This is a genomic window from Streptomyces sp. SYSU D01066-1, assembly GCF_054956795.1.
The window spans coordinates 134,481-153,778 of record NZ_JBUDHV010000001.1; the positions used below are offsets into that span (position 1 = coordinate 134,481).

Here is a 19,298-nt window from a genome sequence, read left to right on the forward strand (position 1 = left end):
GCTTTTCCCGAGCCCCCCGTTCCCCCCGTTCCCCCCGTGGCTCCCTCGCGCTCCGCTGTCCCCGTGCCTTCCGTGCCCCCGCCCGTTTCCTCCCCGGTGGTTCTCGCGGGCTCTCCTGTCATGACCAGCGCCTCCCTGTTGTCCTCACGCCCCGGCCACCGCGGCTCGGGGTGACTCCGGTCCGGCCGTGCGCAGAGCGCGCCGGGCCCGCAGATAGCCGAGGGGGCCGTACAGCATGCCCCGGCGCTGGAGGCGCGACAGACGCCGCGGCCAGGGATGGGTACGGGCGTCGTGCCCGCCCGGGACCCGCGCCCCCGCCTCCCCGCCACCGCCCTCCTCGTCCCGTACGGCCGTCAAGGCCCGCGCATGGGCCAGTCCGCCCGGCAGCCGGGCGAGGAAGGCCGGCAGCAGTCCCGGTCGGTTGACGAGGACGGCCGTGAGATACGCGGTCAGCCCGGCCCCGTAGCCGAACGCCTGGGTCTCCAGATCTCGCCAGGTCTCCCGGTGGTGGTGCCAGACCAGGGCCGTCGGGGTGTAGTGCAGCCGGTATCCGTGGGCCAGGACGCGGACGAAGCCGTAGAGGTCGTCGCCGCCCCGGGCGTGGGTGCCCGCGCCGGTGGCCGGGTCGAAGCCGCCGACCTCGCGCAGCACCGAGGTACGGAAGGCCATGCCGGCGCCGGAGCCGAACCGTCCGGCGGTGAACGGGAACAGCGGTTCGTCGGCGGGCGGGTCGGCGGGGTCGTACGTCCGTGGGGTGAAGCCCTTGGCGAAGCCGCCGTGGCTCTCCAGGAGCACCTGGGCGGGGGTGCGCAGCCGCGCGGGCAGGATCAGGCCGGTGGCGCAGCCGAGCCCCGGGTCGGCGGCGAAGGGCGCGGTCAGCTCGGCCAGCCAGCGCGGGTCGGCGACCACGTCGTCATCGGTGAAGGCGGTCACCTCGCCGCGTACGGCGTCGAGCCCACGGTTGTGCGCGGTCGCGAGCCCGGGCACCGGTTCGCGCACGTACCGCACCCGTTCGCCGTACTTGCGCTCCACCAGGTCCCGGGTCTCGTCGGTCACCGGCGCGTTGTCCACGACGACGACCTCGAAGTCCGGGTGGTCCTGGGCGAGCAGCGAGTCGAGGGCGCGGGCCAGCTGACCGGCCCGTTCCCGGGTGGCGACCACGACACTCGCGGACGGCGGCACGGCCCCCGGCCCCACCGCCGGCACAGCTCCCGCCGCCGGTGCAGTCCCCGTCGCCGGTGCAGTTCCCGCCGCCGATACAGCCCCCGTCGCCGATGCAGCCCCCGCCGCCGCTGCCGGGCCCGCCAGGCCGTCCCGGACGAGCCCCGTCAGCACGGACACCGCGTCGGCGCCCTCCGGCACCCGTCCGACCATCGTGCCCACCGGCCGTCCCGCCCGCCGGACCAGGACGAACACCTCGCCCGGGACCACGGGCGGACTGCCCGGCCCCGGTCTGAGCGAGGCCCCCTCCCCGCCGTCCCCGAGTTCCAGCTCGGCCACCTGCACCGGTCCGATGCCCAGGAACTCCCGTATCTCCCGTTCCGTCTCCCGTCGTGCACGCGCTGCCCCGAACATGCGCATCCCCCCTGGATCGTCCGCGATCGACCGTCCTCACGTGCGACGCAGCCGCGCCGCGCCCTTCAGCGTCCGGGCCGCGAGCGAGGCGAGCCGCGGCCGGTCGCGCACGAAGCCGTGCGCCCGGCGCGCGGGCTCACGACCGAGCCAGTACAGAGCGGCGCCCGCCCCCCAGCGCGTCACCGCGCCCTCGTAGAGGGACAGTTCACCCGTCTTCAGCGACTCCTTGTACTCGGCCGCGCCCCGTCCCATGTCCAGCAGGCCGATGCCCTCGGCGGCGGCTGCCTCGGCCATCCGCAGATGCAGTACCAGCCCCGGCGAGTACTTCGCGGCGGCCATGTCGTACGCCGGGAACCAGCAGGCCAGGACGGTCGAGGAGCGCAGCCCGAAGTGGGCGGCGACCGGCCGGCCGCCGGCGTAGAGGACGGAGAGCGTGCCGGTGCACTCCGGGGCGCGGGTGGCGGCGAGCCGGCCGACGAGTCCGGTGATCCACCGCCGCGCGAACCGGTCGCGGCGCCCGGTCCTGCGGTACTGCGCCGACTTCCACGCCATGAGCGCGCGCAGCGCGGCCGGTTCCCGCTCGTCGAACACGAACCGCACGTCCCCGACCTGGCGGCCGAGCCTGCGCTCCTTGGCCAGGGTGGTCTTGAGGAACTTCGGCGACCGGGAGCGCAGCGCGGTCTCGTACGCCTCGTAGCCGTTCGCGACGTCGATGACGTGCGAGGCGTACCGCGCGGCGGCGTACGGCGTGAACAGCCCCTGGCCCGCCTCCAGGTTGTCGAAGGCGAAGCTCGACAGCGCGCAGGCGCGCAGCAGCCGCCGGGTGTCGGGGAGCGGCCCCTGGCGCCATACCGCCCCTTGACAGTCCGACACCCCCAGACCGATGGCGCGTCCCTGCCCCAGCGGTCCGCGCTCGTACGGCAGGAAACCGGCGCTCTCGCCGCCCTCGTACACCACCGCCACCCGCGCCGTCGGGCGGACTTGGCCCACGGCCTGGGTGAACTCCGGTTCCATGAAGGGGTTGCGGGGGGCGTGCGACTTGGCGCGCAGCTCCCGCCAGTGCTCCCGTTCCCCCTCGCCCAGTTCCTCCGGCCTCAGCACACGAATGCGTCCGCTGCTCAACCCGACCCCCCGATCAAGTCCCCCTGGACAGAAGGAAAGTACCCCTGGGGTCCCTCGGAGCGGTAGAGAGCGGAGCATGTTGCTGCCAACCGGTGCACAGCGCTTCAACCGCCTTTAGCCGGTGATGCGTCAGGTTCCGGACATCGGCGTCGAGTGCGCGCGCCCGACGACGGTGAGTCGAGGGCGCGCGGTGTCCGTATTCTCTGATCATGGACCCCACCGCATACGCCCTCGTCGCCACCGATCTGGACGGAACGCTGCTGCGCGGCGACGACACCGTCTCCGAGCGGTCGCTCGCCGCGCTCGCACGGGTGACCGGGGCCGGCGCGCACCACCTGGTGGTGACGGGGCGTCCGGCGCCGAGAGTGCGCGCGCTCCTCGGCGGCCTCGGCTGCGGGGGGCTCGCGGTGTGCGGCCAGGGCGCGCAGGTGTACGACGCCGCCGCGGACCGGCTGCTGTGGTCGGTCACCCTGGACCGGGAGCTGGCCGAGACCGCGCTCGGCAAGATCGAGGCCGAGGTGGGGGAGGTGTACGCCGCCGTCGACCAGGACGGGGTGGAGGGGCTCACGCTGATCGAGCCCGGGTACCTGATGCCGCACCCCACGCTGCCCGCGGTGCGGGTCGGCCGGCGCGACGACCTGTGGGCGGAGCCCATCAGCAAGGTGCTGCTGCGCCACCCCCGCCTGTCCGACGACGAGCTGGCGGCGACGGCCCGCGCGGTGGTCGGGTCGCTGGCGACGGTCACGATGTCGGGGCCGGGGACGGTCGAGCTCCAGCCGTACGGCGTGACCAAGGCGACCGGTCTGGAGCTGGCGGCGGAGCAGCTGGGGCTGAGCCCGCGGCGGACGGTCGCCTTCGGGGACATGCCCAACGACATCCCGATGTTCCGGTGGGCGGCCCACGGCGTCGCCATGGCCGGCGCCCATCCGGAACTGCGGGCGGTGGCCGACGAGATCACCCTGTCGAACGAGGACGACGGCGTGGCCGTCGTCCTCGAACGGCTGTTCAGCTGAGGCGTGTTCCGGGCCCCGGCGGGGCTCAGTAGGCGCTGTAGACGTTGTCCATGGAGCCGTACCGGGCGGCCGCGTAGTTGCAGGCGGCGGTGATGTTGGCGACCGGGTCGTACATGTCCCAGGAGGTGCCTTCGACGTGGTAGGCGTCGAACGTCGGCTTGATCACCTGGAGCAGGCCCTTGGACGGGGTGCCGTTGATGGCGTTGATGTCCCAGTTGTTGATGGCGAACTGGTTGCCGGACGACTCCCGCATGATGTTGCGGTAGATGCCGTCGTACGTGCCCGGGATGCCCTTCTCGGCCATGATGTCGAGCGACTGGCGGATCCAGCCGTCGAGGGTGTTGCTGTAGCCGCTGGCCGCGGTCAGGGCGGCCGTGGTGGTCGCCGTGGCCGAGTCGGCGACGGCGGGGGTGGCGGCCGGGGCGGCGGACGCGCCGGCGGCGCCGGCGATCGGCAGCGCCAGCACGGCGGCGCCGGCACCGGCGAGGGCGAGCTTGCGGACGAGGCGGCTGGCGCCGGCGGCGTGCCGGAGGGCCTTGGCGGGCATGGTGCGTTCCTCTCCATACGCCTGCGAGGTGAGCTGTCGGGTTCGGGCGGGGAGGTGCCCGGCCGTGCCCTGTCGGGCCCGGCTTCACCCCGAGCCGCTCCGGTCCTCCGGTGACGTCGGGTGACGTCCGGTGACCGGCGCGGCGACCTACCTGGGTCCCCCGCTCCTGCCGTGAATGAGTCGGATGGGTGTGCGTCGGGCGGTGGCAGGATTCGGCGTCCGCTCGACAGGCCGGGAACGTATGCGACAGCACATGTCCGGAACAAGTGCGGGAATCACCTGACGTGCATATTGATCTTGTTCTGGGGCATTTGGGGTACTTGATCCTTTGCGGGTGCCAAGGGTCAACTGGCTTGTGGCGCAAAGGGATGCGGGGCGTGCGGGCAGCCGCGCGCGGCCGGGCGGCGGCGTGAGTCAACTCACTGGCGCCGGCAAGTGGGGTAAATCAGGCAATAGCGCCAACTCGGTTTTTATTGACCGAGGGCGGCTGGGGTCGTCGGCGCGAGTGCCCCCGGGCCCGCCCCTGGCCCGCCCGGGGGCGGGGACGGGGGTCCGTGGATCGAATGGGTGACGTTCCCGGGGCGCGCGGTGTCGGGGGGAGTGGTGGGATCTTCGATGGGCTCCCGGCGGACCCTCGACGGGGTCTTGCGGATCGGCGCCGGGGCCCGGCGGGGTCCTCTGGGACCCCGGGGACTGTGACGGGGGCTGGGGCCGGCGGGATGTCGGGGTCTGGTGGGGTGCGGGGCTCCGGGGAGCCTGACGGGGCGCCGCTGGGGCCCGGGGAGCCTTTCGGGCGGCCTCTTGGGATCAGGGGTTCCCAAAGGTCTTCGGGGGCCCTCAAGGAGCTTCGGGGATCCTCAAGGAGCTTCGGGGGTTCCCAAAGGCTCGGTGGGTCCCCGAGGGGTGCGGGCGGAATCGCGGCACCGGCGCGTCCCGAACGCTCCATGAAGTCGATCTATGTCCACTCATATCACCTGATCAAGAACATGCAGTTCATGATCTGATACCGGCCGTCCTGCAACGGTGGGCGCTATCGGTGATCGAAACGTGACCGGATACGCTGACTTGAGTGATGGCAGCGACCTATCGACCAGCCGTGTAGCCGCGAGTAGACACCAGCAGACAGGAGACCCCTCGTGACCGTCGTCGGGCCGTTCGGGCTGAGCGTGCGGGACCAGGCTCTGGAAGCCGATGTCCAGGCCGGAATGGCGGCAGTCGAGGAAGGACTGCTGGAGGCAACCAAGAGCGAGGTGCCCTTCATCACGGAGGCCGCCCAGCATCTGGTGCGGGCGGGCGGCAAGCGGTTCCGGCCGCTGCTGGTGATGCTCGCGGCCCAGTTCGGTGACCCCTACGCCCCCGGGGTGGTGCCCTCGGCCGTGGTCGTGGAGCTGACCCACCTCGCCACGCTGTACCACGACGACGTGATGGACGAGGCCGCGGTACGGCGCGGGGTGCCCAGCGCCAACACCCGCTGGGACAACTCCGTCGCGGTGCTGACCGGCGACTTCCTCTTCGCCCGGGCCTCGCAGATCCTCGCCGACCTCGGTCCGGAGGCGGTCCGGGTACAGGCCCTGGCGTTCGAGCGGCTGGTCACCGGCCAGATCCTGGAGACCGCGGGCCCGCAGGACGGCCGGGACCCGGTCGACCACTACCTGGACGTGCTGGGCGGCAAGACCGGCTCGCTGGTGGCGGTCGCCTGCCGGTTCGGCGCGATGATGTCCGGCGCCGACGAGAGGGCCGTGGACGTCCTCACCCAGTACGGCGAGCGGCTCGGCGTCGCCTTCCAGCTCGCCGACGACGTGCTGGACATCGCCTCCGACTCCACCGAGTCCGGCAAGACGCCCGGCACCGACCTGCGCGAGGGCATCGCCACCCTCCCGGTCCTGAGGCTGCGCGAGCGCGCCGCCCGGCTGGGGCTCGCCGAGGACCTCGCCCTGTGCGAGCTGCTCGCCTCCGACCTGACCGACGACGCCCGGCACGCCGAGGCGCTGCGCCTGCTGCGCGCCCACCCGGCCCTGGAGCAGGCTCGGCGGGACACCGTCCGCCACGCCGAGGAGGCCCGCGCGGCCCTGGCCCCGCTGCGCGCGTGCGAGGCGAAGACCGCGCTGGTGGAGCTGTGCGACGCGGTGGTGCACCGGGCCGGCTGAGCCCCTCCGGACTCCGCTTCCCCTACGGCTGGGGGAGCCCTCCGCGTACGCGTGTCATCCCGCGGCAGTAGGCGGAGTTGAGCCTGCGGTCTGACGCTTCCCGATGGCCGATTTGGTCAGATGGTCATCACGGAAAACAACACATCCTCACCGATTCGGGTGAGAATGGCGGCTCAGGGTGGACTGGTGCGAGGCCGCGGACAGCCGCCGCCTACGACGGAGGTAGGGCACATGACACCGTACGAATCCGGATCCGGATCCGAGACCGAGGAGCGCGGGACGGGACGGCGCAGGGCCACGCGGTACGTCGTCCCGGTCACGGTGGTGGGCGTCGCGGCGGCGACGATCGGGCTGGTCCCCGCGCTCGCCGACTCCGGGGACCCCGACCTTCCCGACATCACGGCGCAGCGACTCCTGGAGAAGGTGGCCGCGTCGGACGCGCAGCGGTTGTCCGGCACGGTGAAGATCAGCACCGACCTCGGCCTGCCGGACCTCGGGGGTCTGGAGAGCGGCCTGCTGAACGGCGCGGGCCCGGCCTCCGGGTCCGCGGACGGCGGTTCTTCCGCCGACCCGGCCACGAAGCTGACCGAGCTGGCCTCCGGCACCCACACCCTGCGCGTCGCGGTGGACGGTCCCGACCGGCAGAAGGTGTCGCTGCTCCAGGACGCGGCCGAGTACAGCCTGATCCACGACGGCGAGGACGTCTGGGGCTACGACAGCAAGTCCGGCGAGGTCTACCACTCCACCGTCACCGGCGACCGGGCCGGGACCGGCCAACGGCGCGAGGAGCTGCCGGCCACCCCCGGCGACATGGCCGCGCAGGTCCTGAAGGCGGTCGACGACACCACCTCCGTGACCGTCGACGGCACCGCGCAGGTGGCCGGCCGGGACGCGTACCGCCTGGTGATCGAGCCGAAGCAGGAGGGTTCCACGGTCGGCTCGATCAGCGTGGCCGTGGACGCAAAGACGGGGGTGCCGCTGAAGTTCACGCTCAGCCCCGCGGGCGGCGGCTCGGCGGTCGTGGACGCCGGCTTCACCAGGGTCAGCTTCGCCGAGCCGGCCGCGTCGACGTTCGACTTCACGCCGCCCGAGGGCGCGAAGGTCACGGAGGGCGACGCGATCGAGGAGGCGCCGGCCTCCGGGTCCGGGTCTGGTTCCGGAGCCGCCGGGTCCGGTTCCGGTTCCGGCAAGGAGTGGAAGTCCGAGGAGGGCCTCGCCGGAGGCCTCGACGGCCTGAAGGTCATCGGCGAGGGCTGGAACGCGATCGCCACCTTCGACACCGGCGCCCGGGGCGGCCTGCCCACCGGTGACGCCGGCGGCGACCTCGGCGGCTTCCTGGACTCGCTCGGCGACCAGGTCAAGGGCGGGTTCGGCTCGGGCACGGTGTTCAGCACCCGTCTGGTCAACGCCCTGATCACCGACGACGGCACGGTCTACGTGGGCGCCGTCACCAAGGACGCGCTGGTCGAGGCGGCCGACGCGGGCCGGTGAGCGCCTGAGGGGGGCCGAGGGGCTTGAGACGCTGAGGGGCCTGTGAGCGTCCTGAGGCGCGGAGGGGCCTGTGAGGGGCCTGAGTGGCTGAGGAGCCGGGGTCCTGAGGAGTGGTGCACAGCCGTGGACGAAGTGAGGGAGCCGATGGACGCCGTCATCGCCACCCGCGGGCTCACCAAGCGCTACCGCGGCGGCCGGCCCGCCGTGGACGGCCTGGACCTGACCGTCCCGACGGGCAGCGTCTTCGGCTTCCTCGGCCCCAACGGCTCCGGCAAGACCACCACCATCCGCATGCTGATGGGCCTGATCGAACCCACCTCGGGCACCGCCCGGGTCCTCGGCCGGCCCATGCCGCGCGCCGCCCGCGCCGTACTGCCCCTGGTCGGTGCCCTCATCGAGGGCCCGGCCCTGTACGGCTTCCTCTCCGGCCGCGACAACCTGCTGCGCTACGACGCCGCCGACCCGGCCGCCGATCCGCGCACCCGGCGCGAGCGGGTGGCGGTGGCGCTGGACCGGGTCGGCCTCACGGCCGCCGCCGGCAAGAAGGCCAAGGCGTACTCGCTGGGCATGAAGCAGCGGCTCGGCATCGCCGCGGCGCTGCTCCAGCCGCGCCGTCTGCTCGTCCTGGACGAGCCCACCAACGGGCTGGACCCGCAGGGCATGCGGGAGATCCGCGTCCTCGTGCGCGAACTGGCCTCGGACGGCACGACCGTCTTCCTCTCCTCCCACCTGCTGGACGAGATCGAACAGGTCTGCACGCACGTCGCCGTGATGAACCGGGGCCGTCTGCTCACCCAGGGGCCGGTCGCCGACCTGGCGGCCGGGGCGCGCGGGCGGCTGGTGGTGACCACGCCGGACGCGGCGGACGCGGCCCGGGTACTGAAGGAACAGGGGGCCGCCGACGTGGTGGTCGCCGAGGACCGGGTGACGGCGGAGCCGCCGGAGCGCGACCTGGCCGAGGTGAACGCCGCGCTGGTGGCTGCCGGGGTCCGGGTGCGCGGCTTCGGACTGGAGCGCGCCTCCCTGGAGGACGCGTTCGTGGCACTGACCGGGGAGGGTTTCGATGTCGCGGGCTGAGACGAGCGCCACACCGGCCGACCCCCCGGCGGACGCACCCGCCGGCTCCCCGGCGGACGCACCCGCCGGCCCCCCGGCGGACGCACCGACGGCCACACCGGCCGGCCCAGCGGCCGTCTCACCGACGGTGCCCTCGCCGCGCGTCCTGTGGAGCCTCGGACTGCTGCGCAGCGAGGTGCTGATCACCTTCCGGCGCTGGCGCACCCTCGCCCTGCTGGCGGTGCTGGCCGCCGTGCCGGTGCTGGTCGGCATCGCCGTGAGGATCGAGACGGGCGACGAGGGCGGCGCGGCCGGCGGCGGGGGCGGCGCGGGGCCGGCGTTCATCTCGCAGGTCACCCACAACGGACTGTTCCTGGTCTTCACCGCGCTCGCCGCCACCCTGCCCTTCTTCCTGCCGATGGCGGTCGGCGTCGTCGCCGGCGACGCGATCGCGGGCGAGGCGAGCGCCGGCACCCTGCGCTACCTGCTGGTCGCCCCGGCCGGCCGCACCCGCCTGCTGCTCACCAAGTACGCGACCGTGCTGGTCTTCTGCCTGGCCGCCACGCTGGTGGTCGCCGTCTCGGCGCTCGCGGTCGGTGCCCTGCTGTTCCCGCTCGGGGACGTGACGACCATCTCCGGAACGCGGATCTCCCTCGCCGAGGGCCTCGGCCGGGCCCTGCTGATCGCCCTGGCCGTCGCCGCCTCGCTGGTCGGCGTGGCCGCGCTCGGCCTGTTCGTCTCGACGCTGACCGGCAGCGGCGTCGCGGCGATGGCGGCGACCGTCGGGCTGCTGATCACCGTTCAGATCCTCGACCAGATCCCGCAGCTGGCCGCCCTCCAGCCGTACTTCTTCTCCCACCACTGGCTGTCCTTCGCCGACCTGCTGCGCGAACCGGTCTACTGGGACGACCTGGTGAAGAACCTCGGCCTCCAGGCGCTGTACGCCGCCGTGTTCGGCTCGGCCGCCTGGGCGCGCTTCACCGCGAAGGACGTCACGGCCTGACGCCGGTGGCCGCAGAGGAGTGACGCGCGGCCACCGCGAGCAGCAGCGCCTCCGCGCCGTGCGGTGCCACCACCTGCAGCCCGGCCGGACAGCCGTCGGTGCCGAAGCCCGCCGGAAGACTGAGCGCCGGATGGCCGCTGAGGTTGAACGCCCAGGTCAGTGCCGTCGAGTAGCGGTCGCCCGGGCCCTCGTGGCCGTGCGGCGCGGTCGGGGCCGTCGGCGTCAGCAGCAGCGGGGCGGTGCGGAAGAGCCGGGCCAGCCGGCGGTCGTTCTCGGCCCGCGTCCGGTGCGCGTCCGCCAGGTCGGCGCCCGGAGTGCGCAGGGCCAGCCAGGCGGGCCCCGGGTCCAGCAGCCGAAGCGGACGCCGGGGCCGTACGAGCCGTACGGCGCCCGCGGCGACCAGGCGGTCCACCGCGGCCCGGGCCAGGGCGACGGGCTCGTCGTCGGGAGCGGCGAACCCCAGGTCGGCGGACCAGACGGCGGGCACGGGCAGCGCGGGAGCCACCGCTTCCGGTTCCGGGGCGTCCGGTTCCCGGGCGTCCGGTTCCGGGGCGTTTGGCGCCATGGCACGCCAGTAGGCCGCCGCGTCCGCCGCCGACCGGGTGAGGACGCCGGGGGCCGTCAGCCGCGTACGGTCCGCGCCGCCGGTCAGCTTCAGGCCCAGTACGCCGCACCACGCGGCGGGGATGCGGACCGACCCGGCCCCGTCGCCACCGGTCGCCAGCGGCACCAGCCCGGTCGCCACGGCCGCCGCCGCCCCGGCCGAGGAGCCGCCCGGCGTACGGTCGGCCCGCCACGGGTTGACGGTACGCCGGCCATGGGCCCCGACCCCCCAGGTCTGCCAGCCGGTGCCGGGGCCCGGCACCGACGTCGCGCCCACGGCGACACATCCCGCGGCGAGCAGCGGTCCCGCCGTACGCAGCCCGCGCCGGCCCTTCACGGCGATCGGCACGCCCGCCAGCGGCAGCCGCGCGCCCGCCGCGGTCCGCGCGTCCACCTCGGCGGCCCGCCGCAGCGCGGCCTCCTCCCAGACCTCCAGGAACGCGCCGAGCGAGCCGTCGGCGTCCGCGATCCGGCCGAGCGCCTGAGCCACGGCGTCCACGGCCCGCAGCCGTCCCGACCGGACCGCCCCGGCGATCTCCCCGGCGTCCGGCCCGGCGCGGCCCGCCCGGGGGTGGCGTACCGGCCGGTCGCCCGCCGTCCGTTCCCCGCCGGCCGGTACGGGCGGACGACGGTCCGGCCCTGGACGGCCGGGAACGGACGACGGGCCGGCGGCCGTCAGTGTTCCGCCCCGGTCAGCCGGGCCAGCGCCTCGGTGCCGCGTGGCGGGGAGCCGCCGAGGTCGCCCAGCCGCCAGGCGGGGACCCAGGGGACGCGGTGGACGTCGACGGCGGCTTCGAGCGGTCTCACCCGCTGGACGAGGGGGCGGGGCAGCCGTCCCGGCGCGTCCGCCACCAGGACGACGGCGGCGAGGCCGAGCCCCGGCGGCGCCTCCCCGCGGCGGAACGCGTCCAGCGCGCGGACGGCGGACGCCAGTCCCGCCGCGTGGGTCCGGGCGACCAGCAGCACGGACGGCGGATCGGCGGGACCGGGCCAGTTCCGGCCGCAGGCGTGGCCGCCGTAGACCTGGGCGAGGGTGGTGACGCCGGCGCCGCCGTGGGCGCCGACCCAGGAGTGGTGCCGTAAGGTGCGGGCCGTCGTGGTGGACGACGGCACCGGTCCCGGCGCGGGCACCGGCCCGCGGATCCAGATCTCCGGTCCTTGCCGCATGCTGGTGCGCATGCCCGTGCTCCTCCCTCGTCACGCCCCGCCCCGCGGCCCGGAGCGCCCCGCCGGTCCGGCCGCCACCTCCTGGAACGAGCCTGTGACAGCGTGGTGACGTGAGGACCGCGAGCGAGCGGAGAAACTCAACAGTAGGTATTCGAACGGCTCCGGACGGCACGGGGAGGGAAACCACCGGCACGGCCGCACACGGAACCCGTCCATGAGTGAGGGGACGATGGCACGACTCAGCCGCGACAAGAAGCGGGACCACCAGCGCGTCGGGCACCCGGCGGCCTCGGCGGCTCCGACGGTCCCGGCGGCCCCGGCGGCTCCGACGACCCCCGCGGTCCCCACGACCCCGGCGGCCCCCGCGGCGCCGATCGACGTGCGGGTGCCGGGCGCCGGGGCCGGGACGGTCGGCGGTGTTCGCGTCGCCGAGGTCCCGGGCGAGGAGTTCCAGCAGACCGTGCTCAACCGGCTCCAGGGCCTCGCGCGCGCCGCGGGCCGGCCGGTCCTCGCCACGGTCCACGACGAGCGCATCGGCTACGTCGTCCCGCTGCGCGTCGATCCGGACGGCTCCAGCCACCTCATGGGCGAGCCCGCCCGCACCGACCCGCCGTCGGACGCCGGCCGCCCCGCGCGCGAACGGCCCGCCCACCCGGCCGGGCCCCCGGCGCCGGGCCCGGCGGATGGCCCCTCCCCGGCGTTCCGGCCGCGGACGCCGCCGCAGGCCGGGCCGGCCCAGGGGGCCGCCGCGGCCCCGGGGACCGTCGCGCCGCCGACCGGGGAGTTCGGCCCGCCCCCGCGGATGGACGGACCGGCGGCGCCGGAGGAGGCATCGGGGACCCGCGCGACGCCCGCGCCCCTCCCCGTGACGGCGACGCCCCCCGCGCCCCCGGACCCCGGCCTCCCCCTCGGGCGCGGCGCCGGCCTGGTCACCGAGGCCGACCTGGCCGCCGGCACCCAGCCGGCCCCCGCCCGCGGCTTCGACGCCGTCGCCGAGGCCGTGCTCGGGGACGGACCGATCACCGCGCCCGGCGACAGCACCGCCCCCGCCGTGCTCGCGGAGCCCACGGCCCGCGTCAACGAGGCCGTCCGGGAGGGACGGACGCGGGAGGCGGCGCACCTGGCCGAGCAGGCCGTGACGGAGGCGACCGGCACGCTGGGCGCCGACCACCCCGAGGTCCTCCGGCTGCGCGAACTGGCCGCCTACATCGCCTACCTGTCCGGCGACCCGGTCCGCGCCCTGCGCACGGCGCTGGACGTGGCCCGGGCCCACCACCGCGCGGGCGACGCGGAGACCGCCTACGGCACCGTGCGCAGCGCGGCCACCGCCTGGCGTGCCGTCCGCGACCCCGCGCTCGGGCTGGAGCTGGGGCACGAGCTGATCGGCCTGTGGACCGCGCTCGCCGTCGAGGAGGGCCCGGCCGCCGACGACATAGAGGAACTGGAGTCCGCCCGGGCCCGCATGGGCCGCCTCACCGAACGCGCCCGGACCCTGGCCGGGTAGGCCCCGCCGGGCACGGCGGCCAGGCCGGCCGGCCCGGCGGGCGGTCACTCGTCCGGGTCATGTGTCGGGTCATGCACGGGCCGCGCACGGGCCATGTATGAGCCGCGCACGGGCCGCGCACGGGCCATGTATGAGCCGCGCACGGGCCGCGCACGGGCCATGTATGAGCCGCGCACGGGCCGCGCACGGGCCATGTACGAGTCGCGCACGGGCCACGCAGGAGTCATGCGCGGGTCATACGGTCTGGCGGCGGGCGTCCTGCGCGGGCGTCCGGGACGCCCCCGCCCGCGTCGCCCCGGCCGCCACCGCCCCGGCCCCGGCCCTCAGCGTGCGGGCGTTGCGGCGCGCGGTGCGCAGCGCGTTCCAGGTGAGCAGCACGAGCGCCACCCACACCAGGCCGAAGCCGGCCCAGCGCTCGGGCGGCATCTCCTCGTGGAAGTAGAGGATGCCGAGCAGGAACTGGAAGACCGGCGCCAGGTACTGGAGCAGGCCCAGCGTGGACAGCGGGACGCGGATCGCGGCGGCGCCGAAGCAGACCAGCGGCAGCGCGGTGACCAGGCCGGTCGCGGCGAGCAGCGCGGCGTGCCCGGCGCCCTCGGTGGCGAAGGTGGAGTCCCCGCGCGCGCTCAGCCACACCAGGTAGCCCAGCGCGGGCAGGAACTGGATCGCCGTCTCGGCGGCCAGCGACTCGACACCGCCGAGATTGACCTTCTTCTTCACCAGACCGTACGTGGCGAAGGAGAAGGCGAGGCACAGGGAGATCCACGGCGGTCGGCCGTAGCCGACGGTGAGGACGACGACGGCCGCGAGGCCGGTGGCGACGGCCGCCCACTGCACGGGCCGCAGCCGCTCCTTGAGCAGCAGCACGCCGATGGCGATGGTGACCAGCGGGTTGATGAAGTAGCCGAGGGACGCCTCGACGACATGACCGCTGTTGACGGCCCAGATGTAGACGCCCCAGTTGACGGTGATGACCGCGGCGGCGACGGTGACCAGACCGAGCTTGCGCGGCTGGCGCAGCAGTTCGCCCGCCCAGGCCCAACGCCGCACGAAGAGCAGCGCGACGGCGACGAAGAGGAGGGACCAGACCATGCGGTGGGCGAGGATCTCCCCGGCCCCGGCGGGCTTGAGCAGCGGCCAGAAGAGGGGGACCAGGCCCCACATCCCGTAGGCCGCGAAGCCGTTCACCAGGCCTATCCGTTGCTCGCCCTTCGACGTCCCGGTCATGGGCACCTCCCTCTCGCGCGCTGGCCGCCTGCACGACGGTAGCGCCGCACACCGCCGCCTGTCATGCCCGTATCGGCATACGGTCATGACAGGCGGCGGTGTGCCGGGGACCGGTCACTTGCGCAGCGCGGCCTCGATCGCCTCGGTGATCGGGGTGGTCGGGCGGCCGATGAGCCGGGAGAGGTCGCCGGTGGTGACGACCAGTTCGCCCTTCTCGGTGGAGGCCTCCACGCCGCCCAGCACCTCGGCCACCGGCTCGGGCAGGCCGGCGGCGACGAGGGCGCGGACGTACTCCTCGACGGACACGGCGCGGTAGGCGATCTCGCGGCCCGCGCGCCGGCTCACCTCGGCCGCGTACTCGGCGAAGCTCCACGCCTCGTCGCCGCCCAGCTCGTACCGCTTGTTCTCGTGTCCCGCACCGGTCAGTACGGCGACGGCGGCGGCCGCGTAGTCGGCGCGCGAGGCGGAGGAGATACGGCCCTCGCGGGCGGCCTGGACGACGGCGCCGCGCTCCAGGACCTGGGCGAGGTTCTCCGTGTGGTTCTCGTGGTACCAGCCGTTGCCCAGGATCACCCACGGCAGGCCGGAGGCGAGCAGGATCTCCTCGGTGGCGCGGTGGTCGTCGGCGAGGGCGGCGCTCAGACCGCTGGGGGCGCTGGTGTACGCCAGCAGCGCCACACCGGCCGCGGCGGCGGCGTCGATGACCGTCCTGTGCTGGGCGGGGCGGTCCTTGGTGACCTCGTTGCCGGAGATCAGCAGCACCTTGTCGCCCGCCGAGAAGAGGCCGTCGAAGGTCTCGGGCGCGTTGTAGTCGGCCACGGCGATCCGTACCCCGCGCTGTGCGAAGTCGGCGACCCGCTCCTTGGCGCGCGCGACGGCGGTGACCTGCTCGGCCGGAACCTTCTCCAGCAACTGCTCCACCACGTGGCGGCCCAGGCGTCCGCCGGCTCCGGTGACGACGATGCTCATGATCTGTGTGCCCTTCGTGCGGTGACGTCGTGTTCCGCACTCACCTTAGGATGGGCGCTAACTCTTAGAAAGTACCCACTTTCGAGTAAGGTATGGTCATGAAGGTAAGTGTCAGCCGTGAGGAGCTGTGTCCGTACCGGCTCGTCCTGGAGCACGTCACCAGCCGCTGGGGCGTCCTGGTCCTGATCGAGCTGCTCGACCGCCCGCACCGCTTCGGTGAGCTGCGCCGGGCGGTCTCCCGGCAGGGCCGGACGGTCAGCGAGAAGATGCTGACCCAGACGCTCCAGGTCCTGGAGCGCGACGGCCTGGTCCACCGGGACGCGCAGCCGGTGATCCCGCCGCGGGTGGACTACTCCCTGACGGACCTCGGCCGGGAGGCGGCCGAACAGGTGCGGGGGCTGGCCCGGTGGTCGAAGGACCGGATGGACGAGGTGACGCGGGCCCGCCGGGCATACGACGAGGCGAAGGGCTGACCGCGGCTCTCGGGCGTGGGGGCGGGTGGGAGGCCGGCCGCGGTTTCCGGGCGTAGGGGCGGGCGGGGGCCGGCCGCGGCTCTCGGGTGTGGGGCCGGCGTCGCCTCCGGTGCCCGGCGACGACGAGCAGGCCCGGGGCCGTCGCCGCCCCGGGCCTCCGGCGGAGCCGTGCGCGCGGGCTCAGCCCACGACGGTCCAGGTGTCGCCGCCGGCCAGCAGCGCGGCGAGGTCGCCCTTGCCCGCCGACTCGACGGCGCGGTCGAGCTGGTCGGCCATCTGGGTGTCGTAGACGGGCCGTTCGACGGCGCGCAGGACACCGATGGGCGTGTGGTGCAGGGTGCCGGGATCGGCGAGCCTGCTCAGCGCGAACGCGGTCGTCGGGGAGGCGGCACGGGCGTCGTGGACCAGTACGTCCGCCTCGTTCTCCGGCGTGACCGCCACGACCTCCAGGTCACCGGTGGCCGGGTCGCGCACGACTCCCTTGCGGCCGTCGGCCCCGAACCGGATCGGCTGCCCGTGCTCGAGCCGGATCACCGTGTCCTCGGCCTGCCGCCGGTCCTTGAGGACCTCGAACGCGCCGTCGTTGAAGATGTTGCAGTTCTGGTAGATCTCGATCAGCGCCGTGCCCGGGTGGGCGGCGGCCTGGCGCAGCACCTCGGTGAGGTGCCCCCGGTCGGAGTCGACGGTCCGCGCCACGAAGGACGCCTCCGCGCCGAGCGCGAGGGAGACCGGGTTGAAGGGCGCGTCCAGGGAACCCATCGGCGTCGACTTGGTGATCTTGCCGACTTCGGAGGTCGGTGAGTACTGGCCCTTGGTCAGGCCGTAGATCCGGTTGTTGAACAGCAGGATCTTGAGGTTGACGTTGCGCCGCAGGGCGTGGATCAGGTGGTTGCCGCCGATGGACAGCGCGTCGCCGTCACCGGTGACGACCCACACCGACAGGTCGCGCCGGCTGGTCGCCAGACCCGTGGCGATGGCCGGGGCGCGGCCGTGGATGGAGTGCATCCCGTAGGTGTTCATGTAGTACGGGAAACGGGAGGAGCAGCCGATGCCGGAGACGAAGACGATGTTCTCCCGCGCCAGCCCCAGCCCGGGCATGAAGCCCTGGACGGCGGCGAGGATGGCGTAGTCACCGCAGCCGGGGCACCAGCGCACCTCCTGGTCGGACTTGAAGTCCTTCATGGACTGCTTGCCCCCGGCCTTGGGCACCAGGCGCAGTGCCTCAGTCATCGATGGCCTCCTTCAGCGCGGCGGCGAGCTGCTCCGCCTTGAACGGCATGCCGTTGACCTGGTTGTAGGAGTGGGCGTCGACCAGGTACTTCGCCCGGACGAGCGTGGCGAGCTGGCCGAGGTTCATCTCGGGGATCACCACCTTGTCGTACGCCTTGAGGACCGTGCCGAGATTGGCCGGGAACGGGTTGAGGTGGCGCAGATGGGCCTGGGCGATCCGGCCGCCCTCCTTGCGGATGCGGCGCACGGCCGCGGTGATCGGCCCGTAGGTCGAACCCCAGCCCAGCACCAGGACCCCGGCCCCGCCCGGGTCGTCCACCCCGATGTCGGGGACGTCGACGCCGTCGACCTTGGCCTGCCGGGTGCGGACCATGAGGTCGTGGTTGGCCGGGTCGTAGGAGATGTTCCCCGTGCCGTCCTGCTTCTCGATGCCGCCGATGCGGTGCTCCAGGCCGGGCGTGCCGGGGATCGCCCAGGGGCGGGCGAGGGTGTGCGGGTCGCGCTTGTACGGCCAGAAGACCTCGGTGCCGTCGTCCAGGGTGTGGTTGGGACCCCGCGCGAACCGCACGCGCAGGTCCGGCAGCTCCTCCGGCTCCGGGACGCGCCACGGCTCGCTGCCGTTGGCCAGATAGCCGTCGGAGAGCAGGAAGACCGGGGTCCGGTACGTCAGCGCGATCCGGGCCGCCTCCAGCGCGGCGTCGAAGCAGTCGGCCGGGGTGCGCGGGGCCACCACCGGCACCGGCGCCTCGCCGTTGCGCCCGAACATCGCCTGGAGCAGGTCGGCCTGCTCGGTCTTGGTCGGCAGACCCGTGGACGGGCCGCCGCGCTGGATGTCGATGACCAGCAGCGGCAGTTCCAGGGAGACCGCGAGCCCGATCGTCTCGCTCTTGAGCGCCACCCCCGGCCCGGAGGTGGTGGTCACCGCGAGCGAGCCGCCGAAGGCCGCCCCCAGCGCCGCGCCGATCCCGGCGATCTCGTCCTCCGCCTGGAAGGTGCGCACGCCGAAGTTCTTGTGCTTGCTGAGTTCGTGCAGGATGTCCGAGGCCGGGGTGATCGGGTACGAACCCAGGAACAGCGGCAGGTCCGCCTGCCGGGAGGCGGCGATCAGGCCGTAGGACAGGGCCAGGTTGCCGGAGATGTTGCGGTACACGCCGGGCGGGAACGCCGTCGCCGCCGGCGCCACCTCGTAGGAGACCGCGAAGTCCTCGGTCGTCTCCCCGAAGTTCCAGCCCGCCCGGTACGCCGCGATGTTGGCCGCCGCGATGTCCGGCTTCTTCGCGAACTTGGCGCGCAGGAACTTCTCCGTGCCCTCGGTGGGCCGGTGGTACATCCAGCTCAGCAGGCCCAGCGCGAACATGTTCTTGCTGCGCTCGGCCTCCTTGCGGGTGAGGGAGAACTCCTTCAGCGCCTCCACGGTCAGCGTGGTCAGCGGCACCGGGTGGAGGCTGAAACCGTCCAGGGACCCGTCGTCGAGCGGGGAGGTGTCGTACCCCACCTTCTGCATCGCCCGCTTGGTGAACTCGTCCGTGTTGACGATGATCTCCGCGCCGCGCGGCATGTCCCCGATGTTCGCCTTCAGCGCCGCCGGATTCATCGCGACCAGCACGTTCGGGGCGTCACCCGGGGTGAGGATGTCGTGGTCGGCGAAATGCAACTGGAAAGAGGAGACGCCCGGCAGGGTACCTGCGGGCGCCCGGATCTCGGCCGGGAAGTTCGGCAGCGTAGAAAGATCATTTCCGAAGGACGCGGTCTCCGAGGTGAAACGGTCCCCGGTGAGCTGCATACCGTCACCCGAATCGCCCGCGAACCTGATGATCACCCGGTCCAGCCGGCGGACGTCCTTGCTCCCCGCCGGTTTGCGCTGCTCTCCTACGACCGTTCCGTCGGCCTGCTCCGCTGGGCTGCTGACCTGGCTGGTCACTGAACTGGACCTCCCTCGAGGCGGCTGTCCGGGGAGTGGCCCCATGCCGACCATCCCAGGATCAACCCTACGACCGCCGAGGTCGCCCATCGGGGGACATTCGCATGACGGACACGACTTCGAGACAGCCCGCCGCCCCGCTTTCCCAAGGGCCGCTCGCCTCCCGGCGCGGGAAAAGACGCGTCTGTTCGTCGTCCGGCTCATCGTCCGTTCGGATGAACAGATCGTCTGGCGGCGATATCGGAGGGAC

General features: G+C 73.8%; 16 protein-coding genes and 1 riboswitch. Of the genes, 7 read left to right on the forward strand and 9 right to left on the reverse strand.

The window, feature by feature from the left end:
• Positions 1-144 precede the first annotated feature (144 nt).
• Positions 145-1,575 carry a glycosyltransferase family 2 protein gene (locus ACY1JF_RS00635; RefSeq protein WP_462702968.1) on the reverse strand — a complete coding sequence of 477 codons (1,431 nt, stop codon included), beginning with the start codon at positions 1,573-1,575 and terminating at the stop codon, positions 145-147.
• A gap of 36 nt (positions 1,576-1,611) precedes the next feature.
• The gene (locus tag ACY1JF_RS00640) at positions 1,612-2,676 is read right to left on the reverse strand and encodes a GNAT family N-acetyltransferase (protein ID WP_462702969.1); all 1,065 of its coding nucleotides are present in this window, start codon (positions 2,674-2,676) and stop codon (positions 1,612-1,614) included.
• Between the two features lie 230 nt (positions 2,677-2,906).
• Between ACY1JF_RS00640 and ACY1JF_RS00645 the strand changes: the two genes are divergently transcribed.
• Positions 2,907-3,710 (forward strand): HAD family hydrolase, encoded by an 804-nt coding sequence (locus tag ACY1JF_RS00645; protein WP_462702970.1) that lies wholly within the window; start codon positions 2,907-2,909, stop codon positions 3,708-3,710.
• A gap of 25 nt (positions 3,711-3,735) precedes the next feature.
• Here the strand turns inward: ACY1JF_RS00645 and ACY1JF_RS00650 are convergent, their stop codons facing one another.
• Positions 3,736-4,257: a transglycosylase SLT domain-containing protein gene (locus ACY1JF_RS00650; protein ID WP_462702971.1), complete on the reverse strand. Its 522-nt coding sequence runs from the start codon at positions 4,255-4,257 to the stop codon at positions 3,736-3,738.
• Between the two features lie 4 nt (positions 4,258-4,261).
• Positions 4,262-4,450, reverse strand: a riboswitch (cyclic di-AMP (ydaO/yuaA leader).
• 943 nt (positions 4,451-5,393) lie between these two features.
• On the opposite strand from ACY1JF_RS00650, the gene ACY1JF_RS00655 reads away from it, so the two are divergent.
• From ACY1JF_RS00655 to ACY1JF_RS00670, 4 genes are all read left to right on the forward strand, one after another.
• Positions 5,394-6,404 (forward strand): polyprenyl synthetase family protein, encoded by a 1,011-nt coding sequence (locus tag ACY1JF_RS00655; RefSeq protein ID WP_462702972.1) that lies wholly within the window; start codon positions 5,394-5,396, stop codon positions 6,402-6,404.
• A 231-nt stretch (positions 6,405-6,635) separates the two neighbouring features.
• Positions 6,636-7,895, forward strand: coding sequence for a LolA family protein (locus ACY1JF_RS00660; RefSeq protein ID WP_462702973.1), 1,260 nt, complete (start codon positions 6,636-6,638; stop codon positions 7,893-7,895).
• A gap of 144 nt (positions 7,896-8,039) precedes the next feature.
• Positions 8,040-8,972, forward strand: a complete 933-nt coding sequence (locus ACY1JF_RS00665; RefSeq protein WP_462703178.1) for an ABC transporter ATP-binding protein — start codon at positions 8,040-8,042, stop codon at positions 8,970-8,972.
• Positions 8,959-9,954: an ABC transporter permease gene (locus ACY1JF_RS00670; protein WP_462702974.1), complete on the forward strand. Its 996-nt coding sequence runs from the start codon at positions 8,959-8,961 to the stop codon at positions 9,952-9,954. Before ACY1JF_RS00665 ends, ACY1JF_RS00670 begins: the two co-directional genes overlap by 14 nt.
• On the opposite strand, the gene ACY1JF_RS00675 is transcribed toward ACY1JF_RS00670, so the two are convergent.
• Together ACY1JF_RS00675 and ACY1JF_RS00680 are read right to left on the reverse strand one after the other, a co-directional pair.
• Entirely contained in the window at positions 9,944-11,056 is a 1,113-nt protein-coding gene (locus ACY1JF_RS00675) for an amidase family protein (protein ID WP_462702975.1), read from the reverse strand. The genes ACY1JF_RS00670 and ACY1JF_RS00675 overlap by 11 nt on opposite strands.
• 176 nt (positions 11,057-11,232) lie before the next feature.
• A complete protein-coding gene (locus ACY1JF_RS00680) occupies positions 11,233-11,736 on the reverse strand; it encodes a DUF6668 family protein (protein ID WP_462702976.1) in 504 nt (167 codons plus the stop codon).
• Positions 11,737-11,953: 217 nt separating this feature from the next.
• Here ACY1JF_RS00680 and ACY1JF_RS00685 point away from each other — a divergent pair, with 217 nt between their 5' ends.
• Positions 11,954-13,228, forward strand: coding sequence for a tetratricopeptide repeat protein (locus ACY1JF_RS00685; RefSeq protein WP_462702977.1), 1,275 nt, complete (start codon positions 11,954-11,956; stop codon positions 13,226-13,228).
• A gap of 234 nt (positions 13,229-13,462) precedes the next feature.
• Here ACY1JF_RS00685 and rarD read toward each other — a convergent pair whose 3' ends face one another.
• Positions 13,463-14,455: an EamA family transporter RarD gene (rarD, locus tag ACY1JF_RS00690; protein WP_462702978.1), complete on the reverse strand. Its 993-nt coding sequence runs from the start codon at positions 14,453-14,455 to the stop codon at positions 13,463-13,465.
• A 114-nt stretch (positions 14,456-14,569) separates the two neighbouring features.
• Positions 14,570-15,424, reverse strand: a complete 855-nt coding sequence (locus ACY1JF_RS00695; RefSeq protein WP_462702979.1) for an NAD(P)H-binding protein — start codon at positions 15,422-15,424, stop codon at positions 14,570-14,572.
• 92 nt (positions 15,425-15,516) lie between these two features.
• Here ACY1JF_RS00695 and ACY1JF_RS00700 point away from each other — a divergent pair, with 92 nt between their 5' ends.
• Entirely contained in the window at positions 15,517-15,897 is a 381-nt protein-coding gene (locus tag ACY1JF_RS00700) for a winged helix-turn-helix transcriptional regulator (RefSeq protein WP_462702980.1), read from the forward strand.
• 180 nt (positions 15,898-16,077) lie between these two features.
• On the opposite strand, the gene ACY1JF_RS00705 is transcribed toward ACY1JF_RS00700, so the two are convergent.
• Together ACY1JF_RS00705 and ACY1JF_RS00710 are read right to left on the reverse strand one after the other, a co-directional pair.
• Positions 16,078-17,127 (reverse strand): 2-oxoacid:ferredoxin oxidoreductase subunit beta, encoded by a 1,050-nt coding sequence (locus ACY1JF_RS00705; RefSeq protein WP_462702981.1) that lies wholly within the window; start codon positions 17,125-17,127, stop codon positions 16,078-16,080.
• Entirely contained in the window at positions 17,120-19,048 is a 1,929-nt protein-coding gene (locus ACY1JF_RS00710; RefSeq protein ID WP_462702982.1) for a 2-oxoacid:acceptor oxidoreductase subunit alpha, read from the reverse strand. Before ACY1JF_RS00710 ends, ACY1JF_RS00705 begins: the two co-directional genes overlap by 8 nt.
• Between the last annotated feature and the right edge of the window lie 250 nt (positions 19,049-19,298).